The following is a 21,042-nucleotide window of genomic DNA, read 5'->3' as shown; positions in this document are numbered from 1 at the left end:
TCGTAATTTATTGAACCCCGATCACACCATATGTCACCTTTCTGGTCGATGGTATTGCGCTGCGTATGTTATAAAAATGTAGCAATAAAGGCGTTTGTACCTGAAAAGATGAAGATTCTGCATAGCGCGATTTACGCAACAGGAATAGACTGAACACCAGACTCTATAAAAGATGCTAAAGGTTATTTATGACTCAACAGCCACAAGCCAAATACCGTCACGATTATCGTGCGCCGGATTACCAGATTACTGATATTGACTTGACCTTTGACCTGGACGCGCAAAAGACGGTCGTTACCGCGGTCAGCCAGGCTGTCCGTCATGGTGCATCAGATGCTCCGCTTCGTCTTGATGGCGAAGATCTTAAACTGGTTTCTGTTCATATTAATGATGAGCCGTGGACCGCCTGGAAAGAAGAAGAGAGCGCACTGGTCATCAGTAATTTGCCGGAGCGTTTTACGCTCAAGATCGTTAATGAAATTAGCCCAGCGGCGAATACTGCGCTGGAAGGGCTTTATCAGTCAGGCGATGCGCTTTGCACCCAGTGTGAAGCCGAAGGTTTCCGCCATATTACGTATTATCTCGACCGCCCGGACGTGCTGGCGCGTTTTACCACCAAAATTATTGCCGATAAAACCAAATACCCGTTCCTGCTTTCCAACGGTAACCGCGTTGCGCAAGGCGAACTGGAAAATGGACGCCACTGGGTACAATGGCAGGACCCGTTCCCGAAACCGTGCTACCTGTTTGCGCTGGTGGCAGGTGACTTTGATGTACTGCGCGACACCTTCACCACGCGTTCTGGTCGCGAAGTGGCGCTGGAGCTGTACGTCGATCGCGGCAACCTTGATCGCGCGCCATGGGCGATGACCTCGCTGAAAAACTCCATGAAATGGGATGAAGAACGCTTCGGCCTGGAGTATGACCTCGACATCTATATGATCGTTGCAGTGGATTTCTTCAATATGGGCGCAATGGAGAATAAAGGTCTGAATATCTTTAACTCCAAATATGTGCTGGCCCGTACCGACACTGCGACCGATAAAGATTATCTCGATATTGAGCGCGTTATTGGTCACGAATATTTCCACAACTGGACCGGTAACCGTGTGACCTGTCGCGACTGGTTCCAGCTCAGCCTGAAAGAAGGCTTAACCGTGTTCCGCGATCAGGAGTTCAGCTCTGATCTTGGTTCCCGCGCAGTAAACCGTATCAACAACGTGCGCACCATGCGCGGATTGCAGTTTGCGGAAGACGCCAGCCCGATGGCACACCCGATCCGCCCGGATATGGTTATTGAAATGAACAACTTCTACACCCTGACCGTTTATGAGAAGGGCGCGGAAGTGATTCGCATGATCCACACTCTGCTGGGCGAAGAAAACTTCCAGAAAGGGATGCAGCTCTATTTCGAGCGCCATGATGGCAGTGCGGCAACCTGCGACGACTTTGTTCAGGCGATGGAAGATGCGTCAAATGTCGATCTCTCCCATTTCCGCCGTTGGTACAGCCAGTCCGGTACGCCGGTTGTGACCGTCAAAGACGACTACAATCCGGAAACCGAGCAGTATACCCTGACCATCAGCCAGCGCACGCCAGCTACGCCGGATCAGGCAGAAAAACAGCCACTGCATATTCCGTTTGCCATCGAGCTGTATGACAACGAAGGCAAAGTGATCCCGTTGCAGAAAGGCGGTCACCCGGTGAATTCGGTACTGAACGTCACCCAGGCGGAACAGACCTTTGTCTTTGATAATGTCTACTTCCAGCCGGTGCCCGCACTGCTGTGTGAATTCTCTGCGCCAGTGAAACTGGAATATAAGTGGAGCGATCAGCAACTGACCTTCCTGATGCGTCATGCGCGTAATGATTTCTCCCGCTGGGATGCGGCACAAAGCCTGCTGGCAACCTACATCAAACTGAACGTCGCCCGTCATCAGCAAGGTCAACCATTGTCTTTACCCGCACACGTTGCCGATGCTTTCCGCGCGGTGCTGCTGGATGAGAAGATTGACCCGGCACTGGCGGCAGAAATTCTGACGCTGCCATCCGTCAATGAAATGGCGGAACTGTTCGATATCATCGACCCGATTGCTATTGCCGAAGTACGCGAAGCACTTACCCGTACTCTGGCGACTGAACTGGCGGATGAGCTGCTGGCTATTTATAACGCAAATTATCAGAGCGAGTACCGCGTTGAGCATGAAGATATTGCAAAACGCACTCTGCGTAATGCCTGCCTGCGCTTCCTCGCTTTTGGTGAAACGCATCTGGCTGATGTGCTGGTGAGCAAGCAGTACCATGAAGCAAACAATATGACCGATGCGCTGGCGGCGCTTTCTGCGGCGGTTGCCGCACAGCTGCCATGCCGTGACGCGCTGATGCAGGAGTACGACGACAAGTGGCATCAGGATGGTCTGGTGATGGATAAATGGTTTATCCTGCAAGCCACCAGCCCGGCGGCGAATGTGCTGGAGACGGTGCGTGGTCTGTTGCAGCATCGCTCATTTACCATGAGCAACCCGAACCGCATTCGTTCGTTGATTGGCGCGTTTGCGGGCAGCAACCCGGCAGCGTTCCATGCCGAAGATGGCAGCGGTTATCAGTTCCTTGTGGAAATGCTTACTGACCTCAACAGCCGTAACCCGCAGGTGGCTTCACGTCTGATTGAACCGCTGATTCGCCTGAAGCGTTACGATGCCAAACGTCAGGAGAAAATGCGCGCGGCGCTGGAGCAGTTGAAAGGGCTGGAAAATCTCTCTGGCGATCTGTACGAGAAGATAACCAAAGCTCTGGCTTGATATAAACGTGCCGGATGCGACGCTTGACGCGTCTTATCAGGCCTACAAGTCAGTTGAAAATGCTGGTTTTGTAGGCTGGATAAGGCGTTCACGCCGCATCCGGCAGCCGTGCCCAAATGCCTGATGCGACGCTTGACGCGTCTTATCAGGCCTACAATCCGTTGAAACCGCTGGTTTTGTGCGCCACATCCGGCATATTAACCATGACGCCGAATCGGTTGTTCAGAGTGCCCACGCTGCATCACCCGTTGCAACACTTCCGCTTCCAGCTCCGCTAATCGCACCGACCCTAATCGGCGCGGACGGGGGATATCCACCGTCAAATCCAGACCAATTTTTCCCTCTTCAATTAACAACACCCGGTCAGCCATTGCTACCGCTTCGCTCACATCATGCGTCACCAACAGTACGGTAAAACCGTGCTCCTGCCAAAGTGACACAATCAAATCCTGCATCTCCAGTCGCGTTAAGGCGTCCAGCGCCCCGAGCGGTTCATCAAGCAACAACAAACCCGGTCGATGAATCAACGCTCTTGCCAGCGCCACACGCTGTTTCTGCCCGCCAGAGAGTGCGGCAGGCCATTCCCCCGCGCGATTTTCCAGTCCTACCGCTGCCAACGCCCGACGCGCGGCATCGCGCCACTGACCTTTAAGGCCTAACCCAACGTTATCAATCACCGATTTCCACGGTAGCAGACGCGCATCCTGAAACATCATTCGCGTGTCTTCCTGAATCTCAGCCAGCGGTGTGGTACCCGCTAACACATCGCCTGCGGTTGGCGTTTCCAGACCTGCCAGCAGGCGCAGCAGGGTACTTTTGCCACCACCGCTGCGGCCCACCACCGCCACAAACTGACCTGCCGGAATATGTAAATCCAGTTGGTTCAGAACGATATTTTCTGCGTAATGTTTGCTTACTGCATTGAGTAACAAGGGTGTGCCCTGGTTCAGACGAGCAGTATTCATACCGTGGCCTCCTTCAAATGATAAGCCGGATTCCAGCGCAGCCAGAGGCGCTCTAACAGCTGCGCGCTGACGTCAGCAAGTTTGCCGAGCAGGGCGTAGAGAATAATGGCGACTACCACCACATCCGTTTGCAAAAACTCCCGCGCATTCATCGCCAGATAACCAATGCCGGAATTGGCAGAAATGGTTTCGGCAACAATCAGCGTCAGCCACATCAGGCCCAACGCAAAACGTACGCCGACCATAATTGAGGGCAGGGCACCAGGCAGGATCACATGGATAAACAGCGGTATGCCGGATAATCCATAGCTACGCGCCATTTCCACCAGACCGCGATCGATATTACGGATGCCGTGCCAGGTGTTGATATAAATGGGGAATAGCGTGCCGAGCGCCACCAGAAAGATTTTTGCGGATTCATCAATGCCAAACCACAAAATCACCAGCGGGATCAGCGCCAGATGCGGCACGTTGCGCAACATCTGAATTGAGGTATCCAGCAGCCGTTCTCCCCAGCGCGACAGCCCGCTAATCAGTCCCAGAATCAAGCCCAGCGATCCGCCAACTGAAAAACCAATCAGCGCCCGCCAGGAGCTGATCGCCAGATGTTGCCACAATTCGCCGCTGGCTGAGAGCGACCAGAACGCCGTCACCACCCCTTCCGGTGAGGGCAAAATACGCGTCGACAACCAGCCAACCGAGGAGGCCAGTTGCCACACCGCCACGATGCCCACCGGTAAAAACCAGGGGGCAACGCGCAATAACCACTTTTTCACTGGCGTTGCCATCATTTTGTTCCTTAGCTTTGCGCGACTTTACGGGGGATAAAATCATTCGCCACCGCTTCGCCTTGCGGATTCAGCGGTTGTGGCTGGGGAATTTCCGGAATGGCAATATCCAGATGTGGGAACAACAACTCGCCGACCCGATACGCTTCTTCCAGATGCGGATAACCAGAAAGCACAAAGCTGTCGATGCCAAGCGCAGCGTATTCGTTGATTCGCGCGGCGACCGTCGGACCATCGCCCACCAACGCCGTCCCGGCACCGCCGCGCACTAAGCCAACGCCCGCCCATAAATTGGGGCTGATCTCCAGATTGTCGCGCTTGCCGTTATGTAGCGCCGCCATTCGCTGCTGCCCCACGGAATCGGTGCGGGCAAACGCGGCTTGTGCTTTGGCGATGGTCTCATCATCAAGATGCGAGATTAACCGCTCGGCGGCCTGCCACGCTTCGTCGTTGGTTTCACGAACAATCACATGCAGACGAATACCGAAACGAATTTTGCGTCCATGCGCGGCAGCTTTCGCCCGCACGTGTTCGATTTTCTCTTTAACCAGTTCCGGCGGTTCGCCCCAGGTGAGGTAGAGATCAACTTGTTCTGCCGCCAGCTCCTGGGCGACGTCTGACGAGCCGCCAAAGTAAAGCGGAGGATAGGGCTGTTGAATCGGCGGGAAGAGCAGTTTGGCTCCGCGCACATGAATATGTTTGCCGTTGAAATCCACTGTCTCGCCAAGCAACAACCGCCGCCAGACCTGGGTAAATTCTGCCGAGGCTTCGTAACGCTCGCTATGATCAAGGAACACGCCGTCGCCTGCCAGCTCTTGTGGATCGCTGCCTGTGACCAGGTTAAACAACGCGCGTCCGTTAGAGAGACGGTCAAGCGTGGCGGCCTGGCGGGCGGCAACGGTAGGCGATGTCACACTGGGGCGCAGGGCGACAAGAAACTTCAGCCGCTGCGTCACCGGGATCATTGACGCTGCCACCAGCCACGCATCTTCGCAGGAGCGCCCCGTTGGAATTAGCACACCGGTATAGCCCAGACGATCCGCCGCTTGCGCAATTTGTTGCAGATAATCATGATCAACCAGGCGTGAACCTTCTTCCGTTCCCAGGTAATGTCCGTCACCGTGGGTCGGTAAAAACCAGAACATATTCAGACTCATAATTGTTTTCCTTCCAGTTGAGTGGGCTGCCAGATGCGCTGGCGGATATCGACTTTTTTCGGTACCAGACGGTTTTCATAAAACAGATCTGCCGTTTGCTGCTGTAAGGCGGCAACGTCGGCGTTAACTGGTTTGATGGTGGTAGGAGGGCGATGATCTAAGTAAGAGGCAATCACCGGTGCCGGTAAACCCATTGTTTTTGCCAGTAAAGCGATGCTTTGCTTACGCTGACTGCGGGTTAACGCATCGGCCTCACTAAAGGTTGCCAGCACGCCCTGAATAAAAGCGCCGTTTTTTTCTGCATACGGACGGGCAGCCAGATAAAAAGATCCTGTTTGATTGAGACCGGTGCCATCTTTCAGCACTCGCACTCCGCCCTGTAATAACGCGGCGGAATAGTAGGGATCCCAGATAGCCCAGGCGTCGACGTTACCTTGCTGGAACGCGGCGCGGGCATCGGCAGGCGTCAGATAAGTGGGCTGGATATCGGTGAATTTAAGCCCGGCCTGTTGTAGTGCGCGCAGTAAAAGGTTGTGCGAACTGGAACCTTTCTGAAAGGCAACTTTATGACCTTTAAGATCGGCTACGGTTTTGATCGGACTGTTTTCTGCCACCAGAATCACTTCGGCTTTTGGCTTCGGCGGTTCGACGCCCACGTACAGCAAATCAGCTCCGGCAGCCTGAGCAAAGATTGGCGGAATATCCCCCGTACTGCCGAGATCGATACTGCCAACGTTTAACGCTTCCAACATTTGCGGCCCAGCGGGGAACTCCACCCACGAGATTTGGGTTTTCGGATAGCGTTTTTCCAATAATTGGTGGCTTTTTGCCAGCACCATACCAATACTGCCTTTCTGATAGCCAATACGTAACGCATCTGGAGACGACTCTGCGGCAATCGCGAGTGTAGAGATGCTAAGCAATCCCGCCAGCGCCAGTTTAATGATCTTACGCATGGGCGTTACCTCGCAGAGACAGAAGGTCAGGAACCTGGACATCGCGGCGGTGCAGCGCCTGCCAGAAGGTGTCGAGCGCGGCATCAAGACGGGTTTGCAGATTTGGCGTGAACTGCGGCTTGTGCTGGTATTCAATCACCTGTGAGTCATCGGCATACACGCCGTGCTGGATCTCCTGGGCTTTCAGCGCGCTTAATACCGGTTTAAGCGCGTAATCGACCGCCAGAAGGTGAGCCACTGTACCGCCCGTTGCCAGCGGCAGTACCACTTTGTCTTGCAACGCGCGTTCTGGCAGCAGATCGAGCAGGGTTTTCAGCGCTCCGGAATAGGCGGCTTTATACACTGGCGTGGCGACAATCAACCCATCGGCCTGTTGCAATTGTTCGGTGAAGGTTTTTAGCGCCGGACTATCGAAACGGGCATAGAGCAGATCTTCCGGGGCGAAGTTTTGCAGATTCCAGTGATAAACCTCTACATCCAGGCCATTCAGTTTTTCCCGCGCATATTCCAGCAAGGAGCTGGAGCGAGAAGGAAAGCGAGGACTACCCGCCAGGGTGATGACACGCATACTCTCTCCTTATAACCAATTGTTCTTGTTTTGTTAACATTGATAACAATTCGGTCAGTCTGACAGAGGTGGCCCGCGAGTCGAAATGATTTATCTGAGGAAGAAAAGCCAAAAAAAGCATAAAAAAAGCGCAATAAGAAAACGTTTGCTATTTTTTGCCACAGGTCAATTCCCTTTTAGTACGAACTCGCACATAATACGCCCCCGGTTTGCACACCGGGAATCCAGGAGAGTTCATGTACTACCCCTTCGTTCGTAAAGCCCTTTTCCAGCTCGATCCAGAGCGCGCTCATGAGTTTACTTTTCAGCAATTACGCCGTATTACAGGAACGCCGTTTGAAGCACTGGTGCGGCAGAAAGTGCCTGCGAAACCTGTTAACTGCATGGGCCTGACGTTTAAAAATCCGCTTGGTCTGGCAGCCGGTCTTGATAAAGACGGGGAGTGCATTGACGCGTTAGGCGCGATGGGGTTTGGATCTATCGAGATCGGTACCGTCACGCCACGTCCACAGCCAGGTAATGACAAGCCGCGTCTCTTTCGTCTGGTAGATGCCGAAGGTTTGATCAACCGTATGGGCTTTAATAATCTTGGCGTTGATAACCTCGTAGAGAACGTAAAAAAAGCCCATTATGATGGCGTCCTGGGTATTAACATCGGCAAAAATAAAGATACGCCGGTGGAGCAGGGTAAAGATGACTATCTGATTTGTATGGAAAAAATCTATGCTTATGCGGGATATATCGCCATCAATATTTCATCGCCGAATACCCCAGGACTACGCACACTGCAATATGGCGAAGCGCTGGATGATCTCTTAACCGCGATTAAAAATAAGCAAAATGATTTGCAAGCGATGCACCATAAATATGTGCCGATCGCAGTGAAGATCGCGCCGGATCTTTCTGAAGAAGAATTGATCCAGGTTGCCGATAGTTTAGTTCGCCATAATATTGATGGCGTTATTGCAACGAATACCACGCTCGATCGTTCTTTGGTACAGGGTATGAAAAATTGCGATCAAACTGGGGGCTTAAGTGGTCGTCCGCTACAGTTAAAAAGCACCGAAATTATTCGCCGTTTGTCTCAGGAATTAAACGGTCGCTTACCGATCATCGGTGTTGGCGGCATTGACTCGGTTATCGCTGCGCGTGAAAAGATTGCTGCGGGGGCCTCACTGGTGCAAATTTATTCTGGTTTTATTTTTAAAGGACCGCCGCTGATTAAAGAAATCGTTAACCATATCTAATTATTTCTTTGAATTTCTCTTTATAAGATAATCAGGGCTTTATTTTAAGCCCTGGTTGTTTTATATTCATCGCTGTTGCTTATTTAGACATTTTGTACTTTTATTGTTGAGGTTATTAAGCGAAGCGACAATGGATTGTGTTGCTGCGGTTTTATAGGGTAGGGGAGAGGCAAATGCGAATTAAACCAGACGATAACTGGCGTTGGTATTACGATGAAGAGCACGATCGAATGATGCTCGATTTAGCCAATGGTATGCTATTTCGCTCACGTTTTGCGCGCAAAATGTTGACTCCAGATGCCTTTTCTCCCGCAGGCTTTTGCGTTGACGACGCCGCGCTCTATTTCTCATTTGAAGAAAAATGCCGCGATTTTAATTTATCTAAAGAACAAAAAGCCGAACTGGTGCTTAATGCGCTGGTAGCAATTCGTTATCTCAAACCGCAAATGCCGAAAAGCTGGCATTTTGTTTCCCATGGTGAAATGTGGGTGCCCATGCCGGGCGATGCGGCCTGCGTTTGGTTGAGCGACACTCACGAGCAAGTCAATTTGCTGGTCGTTGAATCTGGCGAAAATGCTGCACTGTGCCTGTTGGCGCAACCCTGCGTTGTTATTGCGGGTCGCGCGATGCAGTTGGGGGACGCCATCAAAATCATGAATGACAGGCTGAAACCGCAGGTTAATGTTGACAGTTTCAGCCTCGAACAGGCAGTTTAACGCGCTAGTTTAAGCGCAGTCTTCGGCACACAACTACAGCAAAGAATGGTGCCATCATTGCTGATTGCTGATTTTTTGAGCGGTGTGACTTCGCCTTCTAAAAGCTGAACACGGCAGCTTCCACAAATGCCCGCGCGGCAAGAATAAGGGATACGAATTCCCTGATTTTCTAATTGCTCCAGCAGCACCTGTTGGTTATTTCCACGAAATGCCAGTCCCTGCCAGTCAATATCTACATTTGCGTCCGGTTGTTGCGTGATGTTGACGGTATCATCAGCGGCAGCTGCGCCGTAAATTTTAGCCGGAGCCGTTGCCAGAATTTCCACCTCATCGCCAACGCGAATCACGCCGCTATTACGGGCAATTAAATTCTGACCAAAATCGACATCGCCGTTATCCTGGGCAGTACGGAAAGATTGCAATGTTTTTAATGGTTCGCCTGCCGGATGTTTTTGCCCTTTTTCTGGACTGACGGTGGTGAAAATACAGCGGCTACAAGGTTTAACCACATCAAACACCACATCACCAATACGAATCACTTTCCAGCTATCTTCTTCCCAGGCTGACGCGCCGGAAACCACCAGATTGGGGCGGAATTGCTCCATTTTTACACTGGCCGGACAACGTTGTTGGAGATCACGTAACGAGGCTTCGTTAGCAAGAAGGTAAGGATAGCCATCAGCAAATGACAGAGGTACAGTGTTGTGGCGTTTCACGCGCCGGGTCATTTGTGGCCCCACCCAGCGCAATTGCACTTCGCGGGAGAAAAATCCACTTAACCATTTGTTGATCGCGTCTGGCGCAATTCGCGCGGTAAAATGTGTGCCCCAAACTTCGGTTGGTGCGTCTTGTGTGGCGAAATCAGCAAAACGAACATATGCGCTACTGCCATCTGGTGCGGTGAGATGCAAGCCATCATGCACAGGTGAAGGAGTAAACCGTACCATTTGCGGAAATTGGCGAGCGGTAATAAACGTACCGTCAGGTTCCGTGATCATAAAGATGCGATCGAAGGCCAGACCACTGACATCTGCCAGAGCATGTGTAAGACCAATGCCGCGCATCGATTTAACAGGATGAATAAAAAGCCGGGTTAATGTCGCCACGGTGCGGTCCTCAAATGAAAATAAGCCCTCAACTTTATGACATGACGCGCTTATTAGCTATAATGCGCAACAATTTTCTTAGAGTAAAAGTGACGATATGAATTCTCTGTTTGCCAGTACGGCCCGTGGGCTGGAAGAGCTGTTAAAAACTGAACTGGAAAACCTGGGGGCCGTTGAATGCCAGGTGGTTCAGGGTGGGGTCCATTTTAAGGGCGACACACGGCTTGTTTACCAGAGCCTGATGTGGAGCCGCCTGGCCTCGCGTATTATGTTGCCGCTGGGCGAGTGTAAGGTTTACAGTGATTTAGACCTCTATCTCGGCGTTCAGGCGATCAACTGGACAGAGATGTTTAATCCTGGCGCGACCTTCGCTGTCCACTTCAGTGGTTTGAATGACACCATCCGCAACAGTCAGTACGGTGCGATGAAAGTGAAAGACGCGATTGTCGATGCTTTCACGCGGAAAAATCTGCCGCGTCCAAATGTTGATCGCGATGCGCCGGATATCCGCGTTAACGTCTGGCTGCATAAAGAAACTGCCAGTATCGCCCTTGATCTCAGTGGTGATGGTTTACATCTGCGTGGCTATCGCGATCGTGCTGGTATTGCGCCGATCAAAGAAACCCTGGCAGCCGCGATTGTGATGCGATCCGGCTGGCAGCCAGGAACACCGCTGCTCGACCCAATGTGTGGTTCTGGTACGTTGCTGATTGAAGCTGCGATGCTGGCGACCGATCGCGCACCAGGCTTGCACCGTGGGCGTTGGGGCTTTAGCGGCTGGGCGCAGCATGATGAAGCTATCTGGCAGGAAGTGAAAGCGGAAGCGCAAACTCGCGCCCGTAAAGGCCTGGCTGAGTACAGCTCTCATTTTTACGGTTCGGACAGCGACGCACGGGTGATTCAACGTGCGCGCACTAACGCCCGTCTTGCGGGGATTGGTGAACTGATCACCTTTGAGGTGAAAGATGTCGCGCAACTGACCAATCCGCTGCCGAAAGGGCCGTACGGTACAGTGTTGAGCAATCCGCCATACGGTGAACGTCTGGACAGCGAACCGGCGCTGATTGCGCTGCATAGTCTGCTGGGCCGAATCATGAAAAACCAGTTCGGTGGCTGGAATCTCTCTTTGTTTAGTGCCTCGCCGGATCTGCTCAGCTGCCTGCAGCTGCGTGCAGACAAACAGTACAAGGCGAAAAACGGCCCGCTGGACTGCGTACAGAAAAATTACCACGTTGCCCAAAGCACTCCAGACAGCAAACCGGCGATGGTAGCGGAAGACTACGCTAACCGCCTGCGTAAGAACCTCAAAAAATTCGAGAAGTGGGCTCGCCAGGAAGGGATTGAATGTTACCGCCTGTATGACGCCGATCTGCCGGAATATAACGTTGCCGTTGATCGTTATGCCGACTGGGTGGTGGTGCAGGAGTATGCGCCGCCAAAAACTATTGATGCGCACAAAGCGCGTCAGCGTCTGTTCGATATTATCGCTGCAACCATTTCGGTACTGGGGATTGCGCCAAACAAACTGGTGCTGAAAACCCGTGAACGCCAGAAGGGCAAAAATCAGTACCAGAAACTGGGCGAGAAGGGCGAGTTTCTCGAAGTCACCGAATATAACGCTCACTTGTGGGTGAACCTGACGGATTACCTCGATACCGGTCTGTTCCTCGATCACCGTATCGCCCGTCGTATGCTCGGTCAGATGAGCAAAGGCAAAGATTTCCTCAACCTGTTCTCTTATACCGGCAGCGCCACCGTGCACGCGGGATTAGGCGGTGCACGCAGCACTACCACCGTGGATATGTCGCGTACTTATCTGGAGTGGGCAGAACGCAACCTGCGTCTGAATGGCCTAACCGGGCGTGCGCATCGCCTGATTCAGGCCGATTGCCTGGCGTGGCTGCGTGAGGCAAATGAACAGTTCGATCTGATCTTTATCGATCCGCCAACCTTCTCTAACTCAAAACGAATGGAAGATGCGTTTGATGTTCAGCGCGATCATCTGGCGCTGATGAAAGATTTGAAACGTCTGCTGCGTGCTGGTGGGACGATCATGTTCTCGAACAACAAACGTGGCTTCCGTATGGATCTTGACGGACTGGCAAAACTGGGACTGAAAGCACAAGAAATTACGCAAAAAACGCTCTCCCAGGATTTCGCCCGTAACCGCCAGATCCACAACTGCTGGCTGATTACCGCAGCCTGAAAGGAATAGTAATGTCATTAATCAGTATGCATGGCGCATGGCTGTCGTTCAGCGACGCGCCGCTTCTCGATAACGCAGAACTGCATATCGAAGATAACGAACGTGTTTGTCTGGTAGGCCGTAACGGCGCAGGCAAATCGACGTTAATGAAAATCCTCAACCGTGAACAAGGGCTGGATGACGGTCGCATTATTTACGAGCAAGATTTGATTGTCGCTCGTCTGCAACAGGATCCGCCGCGTAACGTTGAGGGTAGCGTTTATGATTTCGTTGCCGAAGGCATTGAAGAACAAGCGGAATACCTGAAACGCTATCACGATATTTCGCGCCTGGTGATGAACGACCCGAGCGAGAAAAATCTCAACGAACTGGCGAAGGTTCAGGAACAGTTGGATCACCACAACCTGTGGCAGCTGGAAAACCGCATTAACGAAGTGCTGGCGCAACTGGGGTTAGATCCTAACGTTGCGCTGTCGTCGCTTTCCGGCGGCTGGTTGCGTAAAGCGGCATTAGGACGCGCGCTGGTGAGCAATCCGCGCGTATTGCTGCTCGACGAACCGACTAACCACCTGGATATCGAAACCATCGACTGGCTGGAAGGATTCCTTAAAACCTTCAATGGGACGATAATTTTCATCTCCCACGACCGTTCGTTTATCCGCAATATGGCGACGCGCATTGTTGATCTCGATCGCGGCAAGTTGGTGACCTATCCTGGGAATTACGACCAGTACCTGCTGGAAAAAGAAGAAGCCCTGCGTGTGGAAGAACTACAAAATGCCGAGTTCGATCGCAAACTGGCGCAGGAAGAGGTGTGGATCCGCCAGGGGATCAAAGCGCGCCGTACCCGTAATGAAGGCCGCGTACGCGCCCTGAAAGCAATGCGTCGCGAGCGTGGCGAGCGTCGCGAAGTGATGGGTACCGCAAAGATGCAGGTGGAAGAAGCCAGCCGCTCCGGAAAGATCGTTTTCGAAATGGAAGACGTTTGCTACCAGGTTGACGGTAAGCAACTGGTGAAAGATTTTTCTGCCCAGGTTCTACGTGGCGACAAAATTGCCCTGATTGGCCCGAATGGGTGCGGCAAAACCACGCTGCTGAAACTGATGCTCGGTCAGCTTCAGGCGGACAGCGGGCGTATTCACGTTGGCACCAAACTGGAAGTGGCTTATTTCGATCAGCACCGCGCGGAACTGGATCCCGATAAAACGGTGATGGATAATCTTGCCGAAGGTAAGCAAGAAGTGATGGTTAACGGCAAGCCACGCCACGTATTGGGCTATTTGCAGGACTTCCTGTTCCATCCGAAACGGGCGATGACGCCGGTACGTGCGCTATCTGGCGGTGAGCGTAACCGCTTGCTGCTGGCGCGTTTGTTCCTCAAACCAAGCAACTTATTGATTCTTGACGAACCGACCAACGACCTTGATGTCGAAACGCTGGAATTGCTGGAAGAACTGATCGACAGCTACCAGGGCACGGTATTGCTGGTGAGCCACGATCGTCAGTTTGTCGATAACACGGTTACAGAATGCTGGATCTTCGAAGGCGGCGGTAAAATTGGTCGTTATGTCGGCGGTTATCATGATGCCCGTGGTCAGCAAGAACAGTATGTGGCGCTTAAACAGCCTGCGGTGAAAAAAACCGAAGAAACCGCCGTGCCAAAAGCAGAAACTGTAAAACGCAGCAGTAGCAAACTAAGCTATAAATTGCAGCGCGAACTGGAGCAGCTACCGCAATTGCTCGAAGATCTGGAGGCGAAGCTGGAAGCCCTACAGACGCAGGTGGCGGATGCTTCCTTCTTCAGTCAGCCGCATGAGCAGACACAAAAAGTGCTCGCCGATATGGCTGCTGCAGAGCAGGAGCTGGAGCAAGCCTTTGAACGCTGGGAGTATCTTGAAGCGTTAAAAAATGGTGGCTGATCGCAAAATAGTCGATTTAAACAGAGACAGCTGACAACGGTAAAATTGCCTGATGCACTGGGTTTATCAGGCATGAAAACCAACACTTTGTTAGTCATCTGTAAAATAGCGCATCATTAAGGAGTACCAATGTGCGAACATCATCATGCCGCGAAGCACATCCTGTGCTCGCAGTGTGACATGCTGGTGGCGTTACCGCGCCTTGAGCATGGTCAGAAAGCGGCATGTCCCCGGTGTGGCACAACGTTAACCGTGGCGTGGGATGCCCCTCGGCAGCGTCCCACTGCCTATGCGTTGGCTGCACTGTTCATGCTGTTGCTGTCCAACTTGTTTCCTTTTGTGAATATGAACGTTGCGGGAGTCACCAGTGAAATTACATTACTGGAAATTCCCGGCGTGCTTTTTTCTGAGGACTACGCCAGCCTCGGCACCTTTTTCCTGTTGTTTGTGCAACTGGTTCCCGCGTTTTGCCTGATAACTATTCTGTTACTGGTTAATCGCGCACAATTACCGGTCCGTTTAAAAGAGCAACTGGCACGGGTGCTTTTTCAACTCAAAACCTGGGGAATGGCGGAGATTTTCCTCGCGGGTGTGCTGGTGAGTTTCGTTAAACTGATGGCTTACGGCAGCATTGGTGTCGGCAGTAGCTTTCTCCCCTGGTGTTTATTTTGTGTCCTGCAACTGCGCGCCTTTCAGTGCGTTGATCGTCGCTGGTTATGGGACGATATCGCCCCAATGCCAGAACTGCGCCAGCCGCTAAAACCGGGCGTCACGGGGATACGCCAGGGGCTGCGTTCGTGCTCCTGTTGCACGGCAATCCTTCCTGCTGATGAACCTGTGTGCCCGCGCTGTAGTACCAAAGGGTATGTTCGTCGTAGAAACAGCCTGCAGTGGACACTCGCACTGCTTGTTACGTCCATCATGTTGTATCTGCCGGCGAATATTTTGCCCATCATGGTGACGGATTTATTAGGCTCGAAGATGCCGTCGACGATTCTCGCCGGGGTTATTCTGTTATGGAGCGAAGGCTCTTATCCCGTCGCTGCGGTTATCTTTCTGGCCAGTATTATGGTGCCAACGTTAAAGATGATCGCCATCGCGTGGCTGTGTTGGGATGCTAAAGGACATGGCAAGCGCGACAGTGAAAGAATGCATTTGATTTATGAAGTTGTTGAGTTTGTAGGCCGCTGGTCGATGATTGACGTTTTCGTCATCGCGGTGCTCTCGGCGCTGGTGCGTATGGGAGGTTTAATGAGTATTTATCCGGCAATGGGTGCATTAATGTTTGCTTTAGTCGTCATAATGACAATGTTTTCTGCTATGACGTTTGACCCGCGTTTGTCGTGGGATCGTCAACCTGAATCAGAGCATGAGGAGTCCTGACAGTATGGAATCTAATAATGGGGAAGCCAAAATCCAGAAAGTGAAGAACTGGTCTCCCGTGTGGATATTTCCTATCGTCACGGCGCTCATTGGGGCCTGGGTTCTTTTTTATCATTACAGCCATCAGGGGCCGGAAGTGACCCTGATCACCGCGAATGCGGAAGGAATAGAAGGTGGTAAAACCACCATTAAAAGCCGTAGCGTTGACGTCGGCGTGGTTGAAAGCGCCACACTGGCTGATGATTTGACGCACGTTGAAATCAAAGCGCGGCTGAATTCCGGTATGGAAAAATTGCTGCATAAAGATACCGTCTTTTGGGTGGTGAAACCGCAGATTGGTCGAGAAGGGATTAGCGGCCTGGGAACGCTGCTGTCTGGGGTTTATATCGAACTGCAGCCAGGCGCGAAAGGCAGCAAAATGGATAAATACGATTTGCTGGACTCGCCACCGTTGGCCCCGCCTGATGCGAAAGGTATCCGTGTGATTCTCGATAGCAAAAAAGCCGGGCAGCTCTCGCCAGGAGATCCCGTGCTGTTCCGTGGCTATCGGGTAGGTTCGGTTGAAACCAGCACCTTCGATACGCAAAAACGCAATATCAGCTATCAACTGTTCATCAATGCACCTTATGACCGACTGGTGACCAGCAATGTTCGCTTCTGGAAAGATAGTGGCATTGCGGTTGATTTGACGTCAGCGGGAATGCGTGTGGAGATGGGCTCATTGACAACGCTGCTTAGTGGCGGTGTCAGCTTTGATGTGCCGGAAGGTCTGGATTTAGGGCAGCCAGTGGCACCGAAAACAGCTTTCGTTTTGTATGATGATCAGAAGAGCATTCAGGATTCGTTGTACACCGATCACATTGATTATCTGATGTTCTTTAAAGATTCGGTACGCGGTCTGCAACCGGGAGCTCCGGTAGAATTCCGGGGTATTCGCCTGGGTACCGTAAGCAAAGTACCGTTCTTTGCGCCGAATATGCGGCAGACATTTAACGATGATTACCGTATTCCGGTACTGATTCGTATCGAACCAGAGCGGCTGAAAATGCAGCTTGGTGAAAATGCGGATGTTGTTGAGCACCTTGGCGAATTGTTGAAACGTGGTTTACGCGGATCGCTGAAGACCGGAAATCTGGTCACTGGCGCACTGTATGTTGATCTCGATTTCTATCCAAATAGCCCTGCTATTACCGGTATTCGTGAGTTTAATGGTTATCAGATTATCCCGACCGTTAGCGGTGGCCTGGCGCAAATCCAGCAGCGTCTGATGGAAGCGTTGGATAAAATTAACAAACTGCCATTGAATCCGATGATTGAGCAGGCGACCAGTACGCTTTCTGAAAGTCAGCGCACCATGAAAAACCTGCAAACGACACTGGATAGCATGAACAAGATCCTCGCCAGCCAGTCGATGCAGCAGTTGCCGACCGATATGCAGTCAACATTACGTGAGTTGAATCGCAGTATGCAGGGCTTCCAGCCTGGCTCCGCAGCCTACAACAAGATGGTGGCGGATATGCAGCGCCTTGATCAGGTGTTGCGTGAACTGCAGCCGGTGCTGAAAACGCTCAACGAGAAGAGTAACGCGCTGGTATTTGAAGCGAAGGACAAAAAAGATCCAGAGCCGAAGAGGGCGAAACAATGAAAAAGTGGCTAGTGACGATTGCGGCACTGTGGCTGGCCGGATGCAGCTCCGGCGAGATCAATAAAAACTATTACCAGCTACCTGTGGTGCAGAGCGGTACACAAAGTACCGCCAGCCAGGGTAATCGCCTGTTATGGGTAGAGCAGGTCGCTGTTCCCGATTATCTGGCGGGGAATGGTGTGGTTTATCAAACCAGTGATGTGAAGTATGTGATTGCCAACAACAACTTGTGGGCCAGCCCGCTGGATCAACAGTTGCGCAACACCCTGGTTGCCAACCTGAGCACGCAACTGCCCGGCTGGGTGGTTGCCTCCCAGCCTCTGGGAAGCGCCCAGGACACGCTCAATGTTACCGTAACAGAGTTTAACGGTCGCTATGATGGCAAGGTCATTGTCAGTGGTGAGTGGCTGTTGAACCACCAGGGACAACTGATCAAACGTCCGTTCCGTCTGGAAGGAGTGCAAACTCAGGATGGTTACGATGAGATGGTTAAGGTGCTGGCCAGTGTCTGGAGTCAGGAAGCCGCTTCTATTGCGCAAGAGATAAAGCGTCTACCTTAATTATAAAGATTTGTAAATATAACCGTCTCCGGTATGTAACCTGAGGCGGTTTTTTTGTTTCTAACGTGCGGAAAAAGTTGTTCCTCTTCACATTTTTTGTACAACCGACATGCCCGTGTAGCTCACAAATATGACAGTGGCGTGAATTTTGCGCATTGACGGCAGTTATGATTCGCGGTATTGCTTAACTGTGATTGCACATTTAGTAATCACTGTTTTCTTTTCCACCAGAAACCAGTATGAGGGAAACGAGGCATGAAGAGACAAAAACGAGATCGCCTGGAACGGGCACATCAACGTGGTTATCAGGCCGGCATCGCCGGACGCTCAAAAGAAATGTGTCCCTATCAGACGCTGAATCAAAGGTCACAATGGCTGGGAGGCTGGCGAGAAGCCATGGCGGACAGGGTAGTAATGGCCTGATTCTGTCTCTTTAAAAAGAAACCTCCGCAATGCGGAGGTTTCGCCTTTTTATACTCTGTCTGATTTCAATCAGAAGGCAGACGTATCCTGGAACAGACCGACTTTCAGGTCGCTGGCGGTGTAAATCAGACGACCATCAACCAGCACTTCGCCATCTGCCAGACCCATAATCAGACGACGATTAACAATGCGTTTAAAGTGAATACGGTAGGTCACTTTTTTTGCTGTCGGCAGAACCTGACCAGTGAATTTCACTTCGCCAACACCCAGTGCGCGGCCTTTACCTTCGCCGCCCAGCCAGCCGAGGTAGAACCCTACCAGCTGCCACATTGCGTCCAGGCCCAGGCATCCCGGCATAACCGGATCGCCAATGAAGTGGCATCCGAAGAACCACAGATCCGGATTGATATCCAGTTCTGCTTCAACATACCCTTTGTCGAAGTTACCACCCGTTTCGGTCATTTTGACCACACGGTCCATCATCAGCATGTTCGGTGCTGGCAATTGCGGGCCTTTAGCGCCAAACAGTTCACCGCGACCAGAGGCAAGAAGGTCTTCTTTTGTATAGGATTCGCGTTTATCTACCATGTTCTCTGTAAGCCTTATTTTATTGAAGCACGCAGGATAGCTAACACGTGTACGCTGAACAAGTCCGATCAGTTCGGAATAAACCAGTTCAGCCAACGTAATGGCCATGGAAAACGGTGACGTCCTTCCTGTTGCGATGCTTGCGCGATACGTTCCTGGATAGTTTGCATCAGCGTCGTTTGGCCCTCGCCATCCCACACCAGATTTAATAATAACGGCAGTGCTTCAGTCACATCGTCTACTGCCCAGATGGTGAATTTGCCTTCCCCTACCGCTTTCACCAGTTCACTGTGAAGACTTAAATGGCGAACGTTAGCAGTGGGGATAATGACACCTTGTTTCCCCGTTAACTCACGTTGCTGGCAAATAGCAAAGAAGCCTTCGATTTTCTCATTTAAACCACCGACTGGCTGGGCGCGACCGAATTGATCGACTGAACCTGTGATAGCAATACTCTGATTCACCGGCACATCGGCGAGGGCGCTTATCAGGGCGCAGAGTTCAGCCATTGAGGCACTATCGCCATCCACTTCGCTATATGACTGCTCAAATGTCAGCGATGCTGAGAAGGGGATCTGTTGCTCAAGCTGAAGTTCCGACATCAGGAACGCCTGCATGATCATCATCCCTTTCGCATGGATATTGCCGCCAAGCTCCGCTTTGCGTTCGATGTCAGTGAATTCACCATCGCCAATATGTACAACGCAGCTAATGCGAGAAGGTTCGCCAAAAGCGCGCGGATGACCCGGAAATTCAATGACCGAAAGGGCGTTAATTTGCCCGATGCGTTCGCCTTCGGTTTCAATCAGGATTTGCTCCTGAAGGATCTCATCCTGCATGCGTTCAGCGAGGAAACCTTCGCGCCATTCACGCTGCTGTAACATTAAGTTTAGCTGCTCGCCGGAGAAGGTGTCGCCATCACACAGGGAGGCGACCTCTTTACACTGGCGGAGGATCCACTGCGGGCTAAGCGGCAGTGTTTCTTGTTCACCGGTGTAGCGTGCGGCTTCGCGAATAAGTACCGGCCAGGCATCCGCTCCCGGTGCAGGTAAGTGGTTATGTCTGGCGGTAAATGTCACCCAACGACACCACTGGTTTACTGACTCCGCATCGACAATCTGCAGAGTATCTTCAAATTCGCTATAAATAGCCTGCTCAGCAAGCTCTGGCTCCATCTCCTGGAAATCAGCTAATGATTCGCGTTCGCCTACCAGAATGACTTTCAGCTTCAATGGCATCGAAGGCACAGAGACGGGGAGAGGGCGCGACTCATCAAACGCAACCCAGTCAAAACGCTCGCGGTTAACGATATTTTTCAGCCGCATCCACAGCAGAGGTTGCGCCAGCAGTGTACGCAAAGAGACGATGAGAATACCGCCATTTGCCTGATGCACCAGACCTGGCTGCAGGGTAATGTCACCATTAAACTGGCGCAGGCAGCCAAAGAGTTGTTCCGCTTCTACCCAGTCGGCAGCGACAACTTGCGTTAAAGTCGCAAAATTATCATCTGCACTCACTGCGTTACGTAAGCGGATGGTGTGGCCGGAAACCTCATAGTGACCGCCCACCAGTTGGCCTGCATCGCTTTGTAGCGCATGCGCGGCATCGGCAATAAGATTCAGATACTCAGACTCTTCCGGGGCCTTCGCCAGCATAAAAGAGGAGGATGCTCGCGTATGCAGCAACTGCTCCAGCGCAAATTGCAGTCGCGGTTGAGTATCACTGAATAAAGGATCGTTTTCGTCAATCAAATGTGGCTGAGCAAATATTTCCTGATAGCTATCGGTATCAGGAACCAGGTCACGCCATGCAAGTTTCGTAATGGTCAAAGTTGATGTTTTTTAGTCTGTTGTCAAAGCCGCGATTATACCGTAACCGGCACTGCAGCACACGTAGAAAGCACCGACAATACTCCTGGCATGGGCGTTAAAGCTCACAGGATGGAGATTCTTTTCTTCACTGGCCTAAAAAGCTGATATTCTGTAAAGAGTTACACGGTAACATTGAGATCGCT

At 51.8% G+C, this 21,042-nt stretch carries 17 protein-coding genes; 9 read left to right on the top strand and 8 right to left on the bottom strand.

Annotation, left to right across the window (positions count from 1 at the left end; translation table 11 throughout):
* Positions 1-188 precede the first annotated feature (188 nt).
* Positions 189-2,801 (top strand): aminopeptidase N, encoded by a 2,613-nt coding sequence (pepN, locus tag HEN33_RS07880; protein WP_176263456.1) that lies wholly within the window; start codon positions 189-191, stop codon positions 2,799-2,801.
* A gap of 197 nt (positions 2,802-2,998) precedes the next feature.
* Here pepN and ssuB read toward each other — a convergent pair whose 3' ends face one another.
* Genes ssuB through ssuE form a run of 5 tightly spaced genes read right to left on the bottom strand, consistent with a single transcriptional unit; the run spans position 2,999 to position 7,235 of the window.
* Entirely contained in the window at positions 2,999-3,766 is a 768-nt protein-coding gene (ssuB, locus tag HEN33_RS07875; RefSeq protein ID WP_001090507.1) for an aliphatic sulfonates ABC transporter ATP-binding protein, read from the bottom strand.
* Positions 3,763-4,554, bottom strand: coding sequence for an aliphatic sulfonate ABC transporter permease SsuC (gene ssuC / locus HEN33_RS07870; RefSeq protein WP_032302801.1), 792 nt, complete (start codon positions 4,552-4,554; stop codon positions 3,763-3,765). Before ssuC ends, ssuB begins: the two co-directional genes overlap by 4 nt.
* Before the next feature lie 11 nt (positions 4,555-4,565).
* Complete coding sequence (ssuD, locus tag HEN33_RS07865) at positions 4,566-5,711, bottom strand: FMNH2-dependent alkanesulfonate monooxygenase (protein WP_032302802.1); 1,146 nt, start codon at positions 5,709-5,711, stop codon at positions 4,566-4,568.
* Complete coding sequence (ssuA, locus tag HEN33_RS07860) at positions 5,708-6,667, bottom strand: aliphatic sulfonate ABC transporter substrate-binding protein SsuA (RefSeq protein WP_176263457.1); 960 nt, start codon at positions 6,665-6,667, stop codon at positions 5,708-5,710. Before ssuA ends, ssuD begins: the two co-directional genes overlap by 4 nt.
* Positions 6,660-7,235: an NADPH-dependent FMN reductase gene (gene ssuE, locus HEN33_RS07855; protein WP_176263458.1), complete on the bottom strand. Its 576-nt coding sequence runs from the start codon at positions 7,233-7,235 to the stop codon at positions 6,660-6,662. The genes ssuA and ssuE overlap by 8 nt, the downstream gene beginning before the upstream one ends.
* 236 nt (positions 7,236-7,471) lie before the next feature.
* On the opposite strand from ssuE, the gene pyrD reads away from it, so the two are divergent.
* Positions 7,472-8,482, top strand: coding sequence for a quinone-dependent dihydroorotate dehydrogenase (gene pyrD, locus HEN33_RS07850; RefSeq protein ID WP_001354889.1), 1,011 nt, complete (start codon positions 7,472-7,474; stop codon positions 8,480-8,482).
* A gap of 173 nt (positions 8,483-8,655) precedes the next feature.
* Positions 8,656-9,198 carry a cell division protein ZapC gene (gene zapC / locus HEN33_RS07845; RefSeq protein ID WP_001295353.1) on the top strand — a complete coding sequence of 181 codons (543 nt, stop codon included), beginning with the start codon at positions 8,656-8,658 and terminating at the stop codon, positions 9,196-9,198.
* Here the strand turns inward: zapC and ycbX are convergent.
* Entirely contained in the window at positions 9,195-10,304 is a 1,110-nt protein-coding gene (ycbX, locus tag HEN33_RS07840; protein ID WP_176263459.1) for a 6-N-hydroxylaminopurine resistance protein YcbX, read from the bottom strand. The genes zapC and ycbX overlap by 4 nt on opposite strands.
* A 97-nt stretch (positions 10,305-10,401) precedes the next feature.
* On the opposite strand from ycbX, the gene rlmKL reads away from it, so the two are divergent.
* The 6 genes from rlmKL to rmf all read left to right on the top strand — a co-directional run bounded on the left by rlmKL (position 10,402) and on the right by rmf (position 18,440).
* Positions 10,402-12,510, top strand: coding sequence for a bifunctional 23S rRNA (guanine(2069)-N(7))-methyltransferase RlmK/23S rRNA (guanine(2445)-N(2))-methyltransferase RlmL (gene rlmKL / locus HEN33_RS07835; RefSeq protein WP_176263460.1), 2,109 nt, complete (start codon positions 10,402-10,404; stop codon positions 12,508-12,510).
* Between the two features lie 11 nt (positions 12,511-12,521).
* Positions 12,522-14,429 (top strand): ABC transporter ATP-binding protein, encoded by a 1,908-nt coding sequence (locus tag HEN33_RS07830; protein ID WP_032302808.1) that lies wholly within the window; start codon positions 12,522-12,524, stop codon positions 14,427-14,429.
* A gap of 129 nt (positions 14,430-14,558) precedes the next feature.
* Positions 14,559-15,812, top strand: coding sequence for a membrane integrity-associated transporter subunit PqiA (gene pqiA / locus HEN33_RS07825; RefSeq protein WP_032183877.1), 1,254 nt, complete (start codon positions 14,559-14,561; stop codon positions 15,810-15,812).
* A gap of 4 nt (positions 15,813-15,816) precedes the next feature.
* Entirely contained in the window at positions 15,817-17,457 is a 1,641-nt protein-coding gene (gene pqiB / locus HEN33_RS07820; RefSeq protein WP_000445539.1) for an intermembrane transport protein PqiB, read from the top strand.
* Positions 17,454-18,017, top strand: coding sequence for a membrane integrity-associated transporter subunit PqiC (gene pqiC, locus HEN33_RS07815; RefSeq protein ID WP_000759110.1), 564 nt, complete (start codon positions 17,454-17,456; stop codon positions 18,015-18,017). The genes pqiB and pqiC overlap by 4 nt, the downstream gene beginning before the upstream one ends.
* Positions 18,018-18,272: 255 nt before the next feature.
* The gene (gene rmf / locus HEN33_RS07810) at positions 18,273-18,440 is read left to right on the top strand and encodes a ribosome modulation factor (protein ID WP_000828648.1); all 168 of its coding nucleotides are present in this window, start codon (positions 18,273-18,275) and stop codon (positions 18,438-18,440) included.
* A 69-nt stretch (positions 18,441-18,509) separates the two neighbouring features.
* On the opposite strand, the gene fabA is transcribed toward rmf, so the two are convergent.
* Both fabA and HEN33_RS07800 read right to left on the bottom strand, forming a co-directional pair.
* Positions 18,510-19,028, bottom strand: a complete 519-nt coding sequence (fabA, locus tag HEN33_RS07805; protein ID WP_000227927.1) for a bifunctional 3-hydroxydecanoyl-ACP dehydratase/trans-2-decenoyl-ACP isomerase — start codon at positions 19,026-19,028, stop codon at positions 18,510-18,512.
* Between the two features lie 68 nt (positions 19,029-19,096).
* Positions 19,097-20,857, bottom strand: a complete 1,761-nt coding sequence (locus tag HEN33_RS07800) for an AAA family ATPase (RefSeq protein ID WP_176263461.1) — start codon at positions 20,855-20,857, stop codon at positions 19,097-19,099.
* Positions 20,858-21,042 lie beyond the last annotated feature (185 nt).

This window comes from Escherichia sp. 94.0001 (assembly GCF_013369155.2).
GTDB classification, from domain to species: Bacteria; Pseudomonadota; Gammaproteobacteria; order Enterobacterales; family Enterobacteriaceae; genus Escherichia; species Escherichia coli_F.
The sequence above is the reverse complement of the archived record's forward strand: the minus strand, read 5'-3'. Positions and strand labels throughout refer to the sequence as shown.

Excerpts from the sequence above, each read along its gene's own strand:
- pqiA (WP_032183877.1), top strand. The coding sequence starts at position 14,559 with ATGTGCGAACATCATCATGCCGCGAAGCACATCCTGTGCTCGCAGTGT.
- ssuE (WP_176263458.1), bottom strand. The coding sequence starts at position 7,235 with ATGCGTGTCATCACCCTGGCGGGTAGTCCTCGCTTTCCTTCTCGCTCC.
- HEN33_RS07830 (WP_032302808.1), top strand. The coding sequence starts at position 12,522 with ATGTCATTAATCAGTATGCATGGCGCATGGCTGTCGTTCAGCGACGCG.
- ssuA (WP_176263457.1), bottom strand. The coding sequence starts at position 6,667 with ATGCGTAAGATCATTAAACTGGCGCTGGCGGGATTGCTTAGCATCTCT.
- ssuC (WP_032302801.1), bottom strand. The coding sequence starts at position 4,554 with ATGGCAACGCCAGTGAAAAAGTGGTTATTGCGCGTTGCCCCCTGGTTT.
- ssuB (WP_001090507.1), bottom strand. The coding sequence starts at position 3,766 with ATGAATACTGCTCGTCTGAACCAGGGCACACCCTTGTTACTCAATGCA.
- pqiB (WP_000445539.1), top strand. The coding sequence starts at position 15,817 with ATGGAATCTAATAATGGGGAAGCCAAAATCCAGAAAGTGAAGAACTGG.
- zapC (WP_001295353.1), top strand. The coding sequence starts at position 8,656 with ATGCGAATTAAACCAGACGATAACTGGCGTTGGTATTACGATGAAGAG.
- rlmKL (WP_176263460.1), top strand. The coding sequence starts at position 10,402 with ATGAATTCTCTGTTTGCCAGTACGGCCCGTGGGCTGGAAGAGCTGTTA.
- pepN (WP_176263456.1), top strand. The coding sequence starts at position 189 with ATGACTCAACAGCCACAAGCCAAATACCGTCACGATTATCGTGCGCCG.
- rmf (WP_000828648.1), top strand. The coding sequence starts at position 18,273 with ATGAAGAGACAAAAACGAGATCGCCTGGAACGGGCACATCAACGTGGT.
- pyrD (WP_001354889.1), top strand. The coding sequence starts at position 7,472 with ATGTACTACCCCTTCGTTCGTAAAGCCCTTTTCCAGCTCGATCCAGAG.
- ssuD (WP_032302802.1), bottom strand. The coding sequence starts at position 5,711 with ATGAGTCTGAATATGTTCTGGTTTTTACCGACCCACGGTGACGGACAT.
- pqiC (WP_000759110.1), top strand. The coding sequence starts at position 17,454 with ATGAAAAAGTGGCTAGTGACGATTGCGGCACTGTGGCTGGCCGGATGC.
- fabA (WP_000227927.1), bottom strand. The coding sequence starts at position 19,028 with ATGGTAGATAAACGCGAATCCTATACAAAAGAAGACCTTCTTGCCTCT.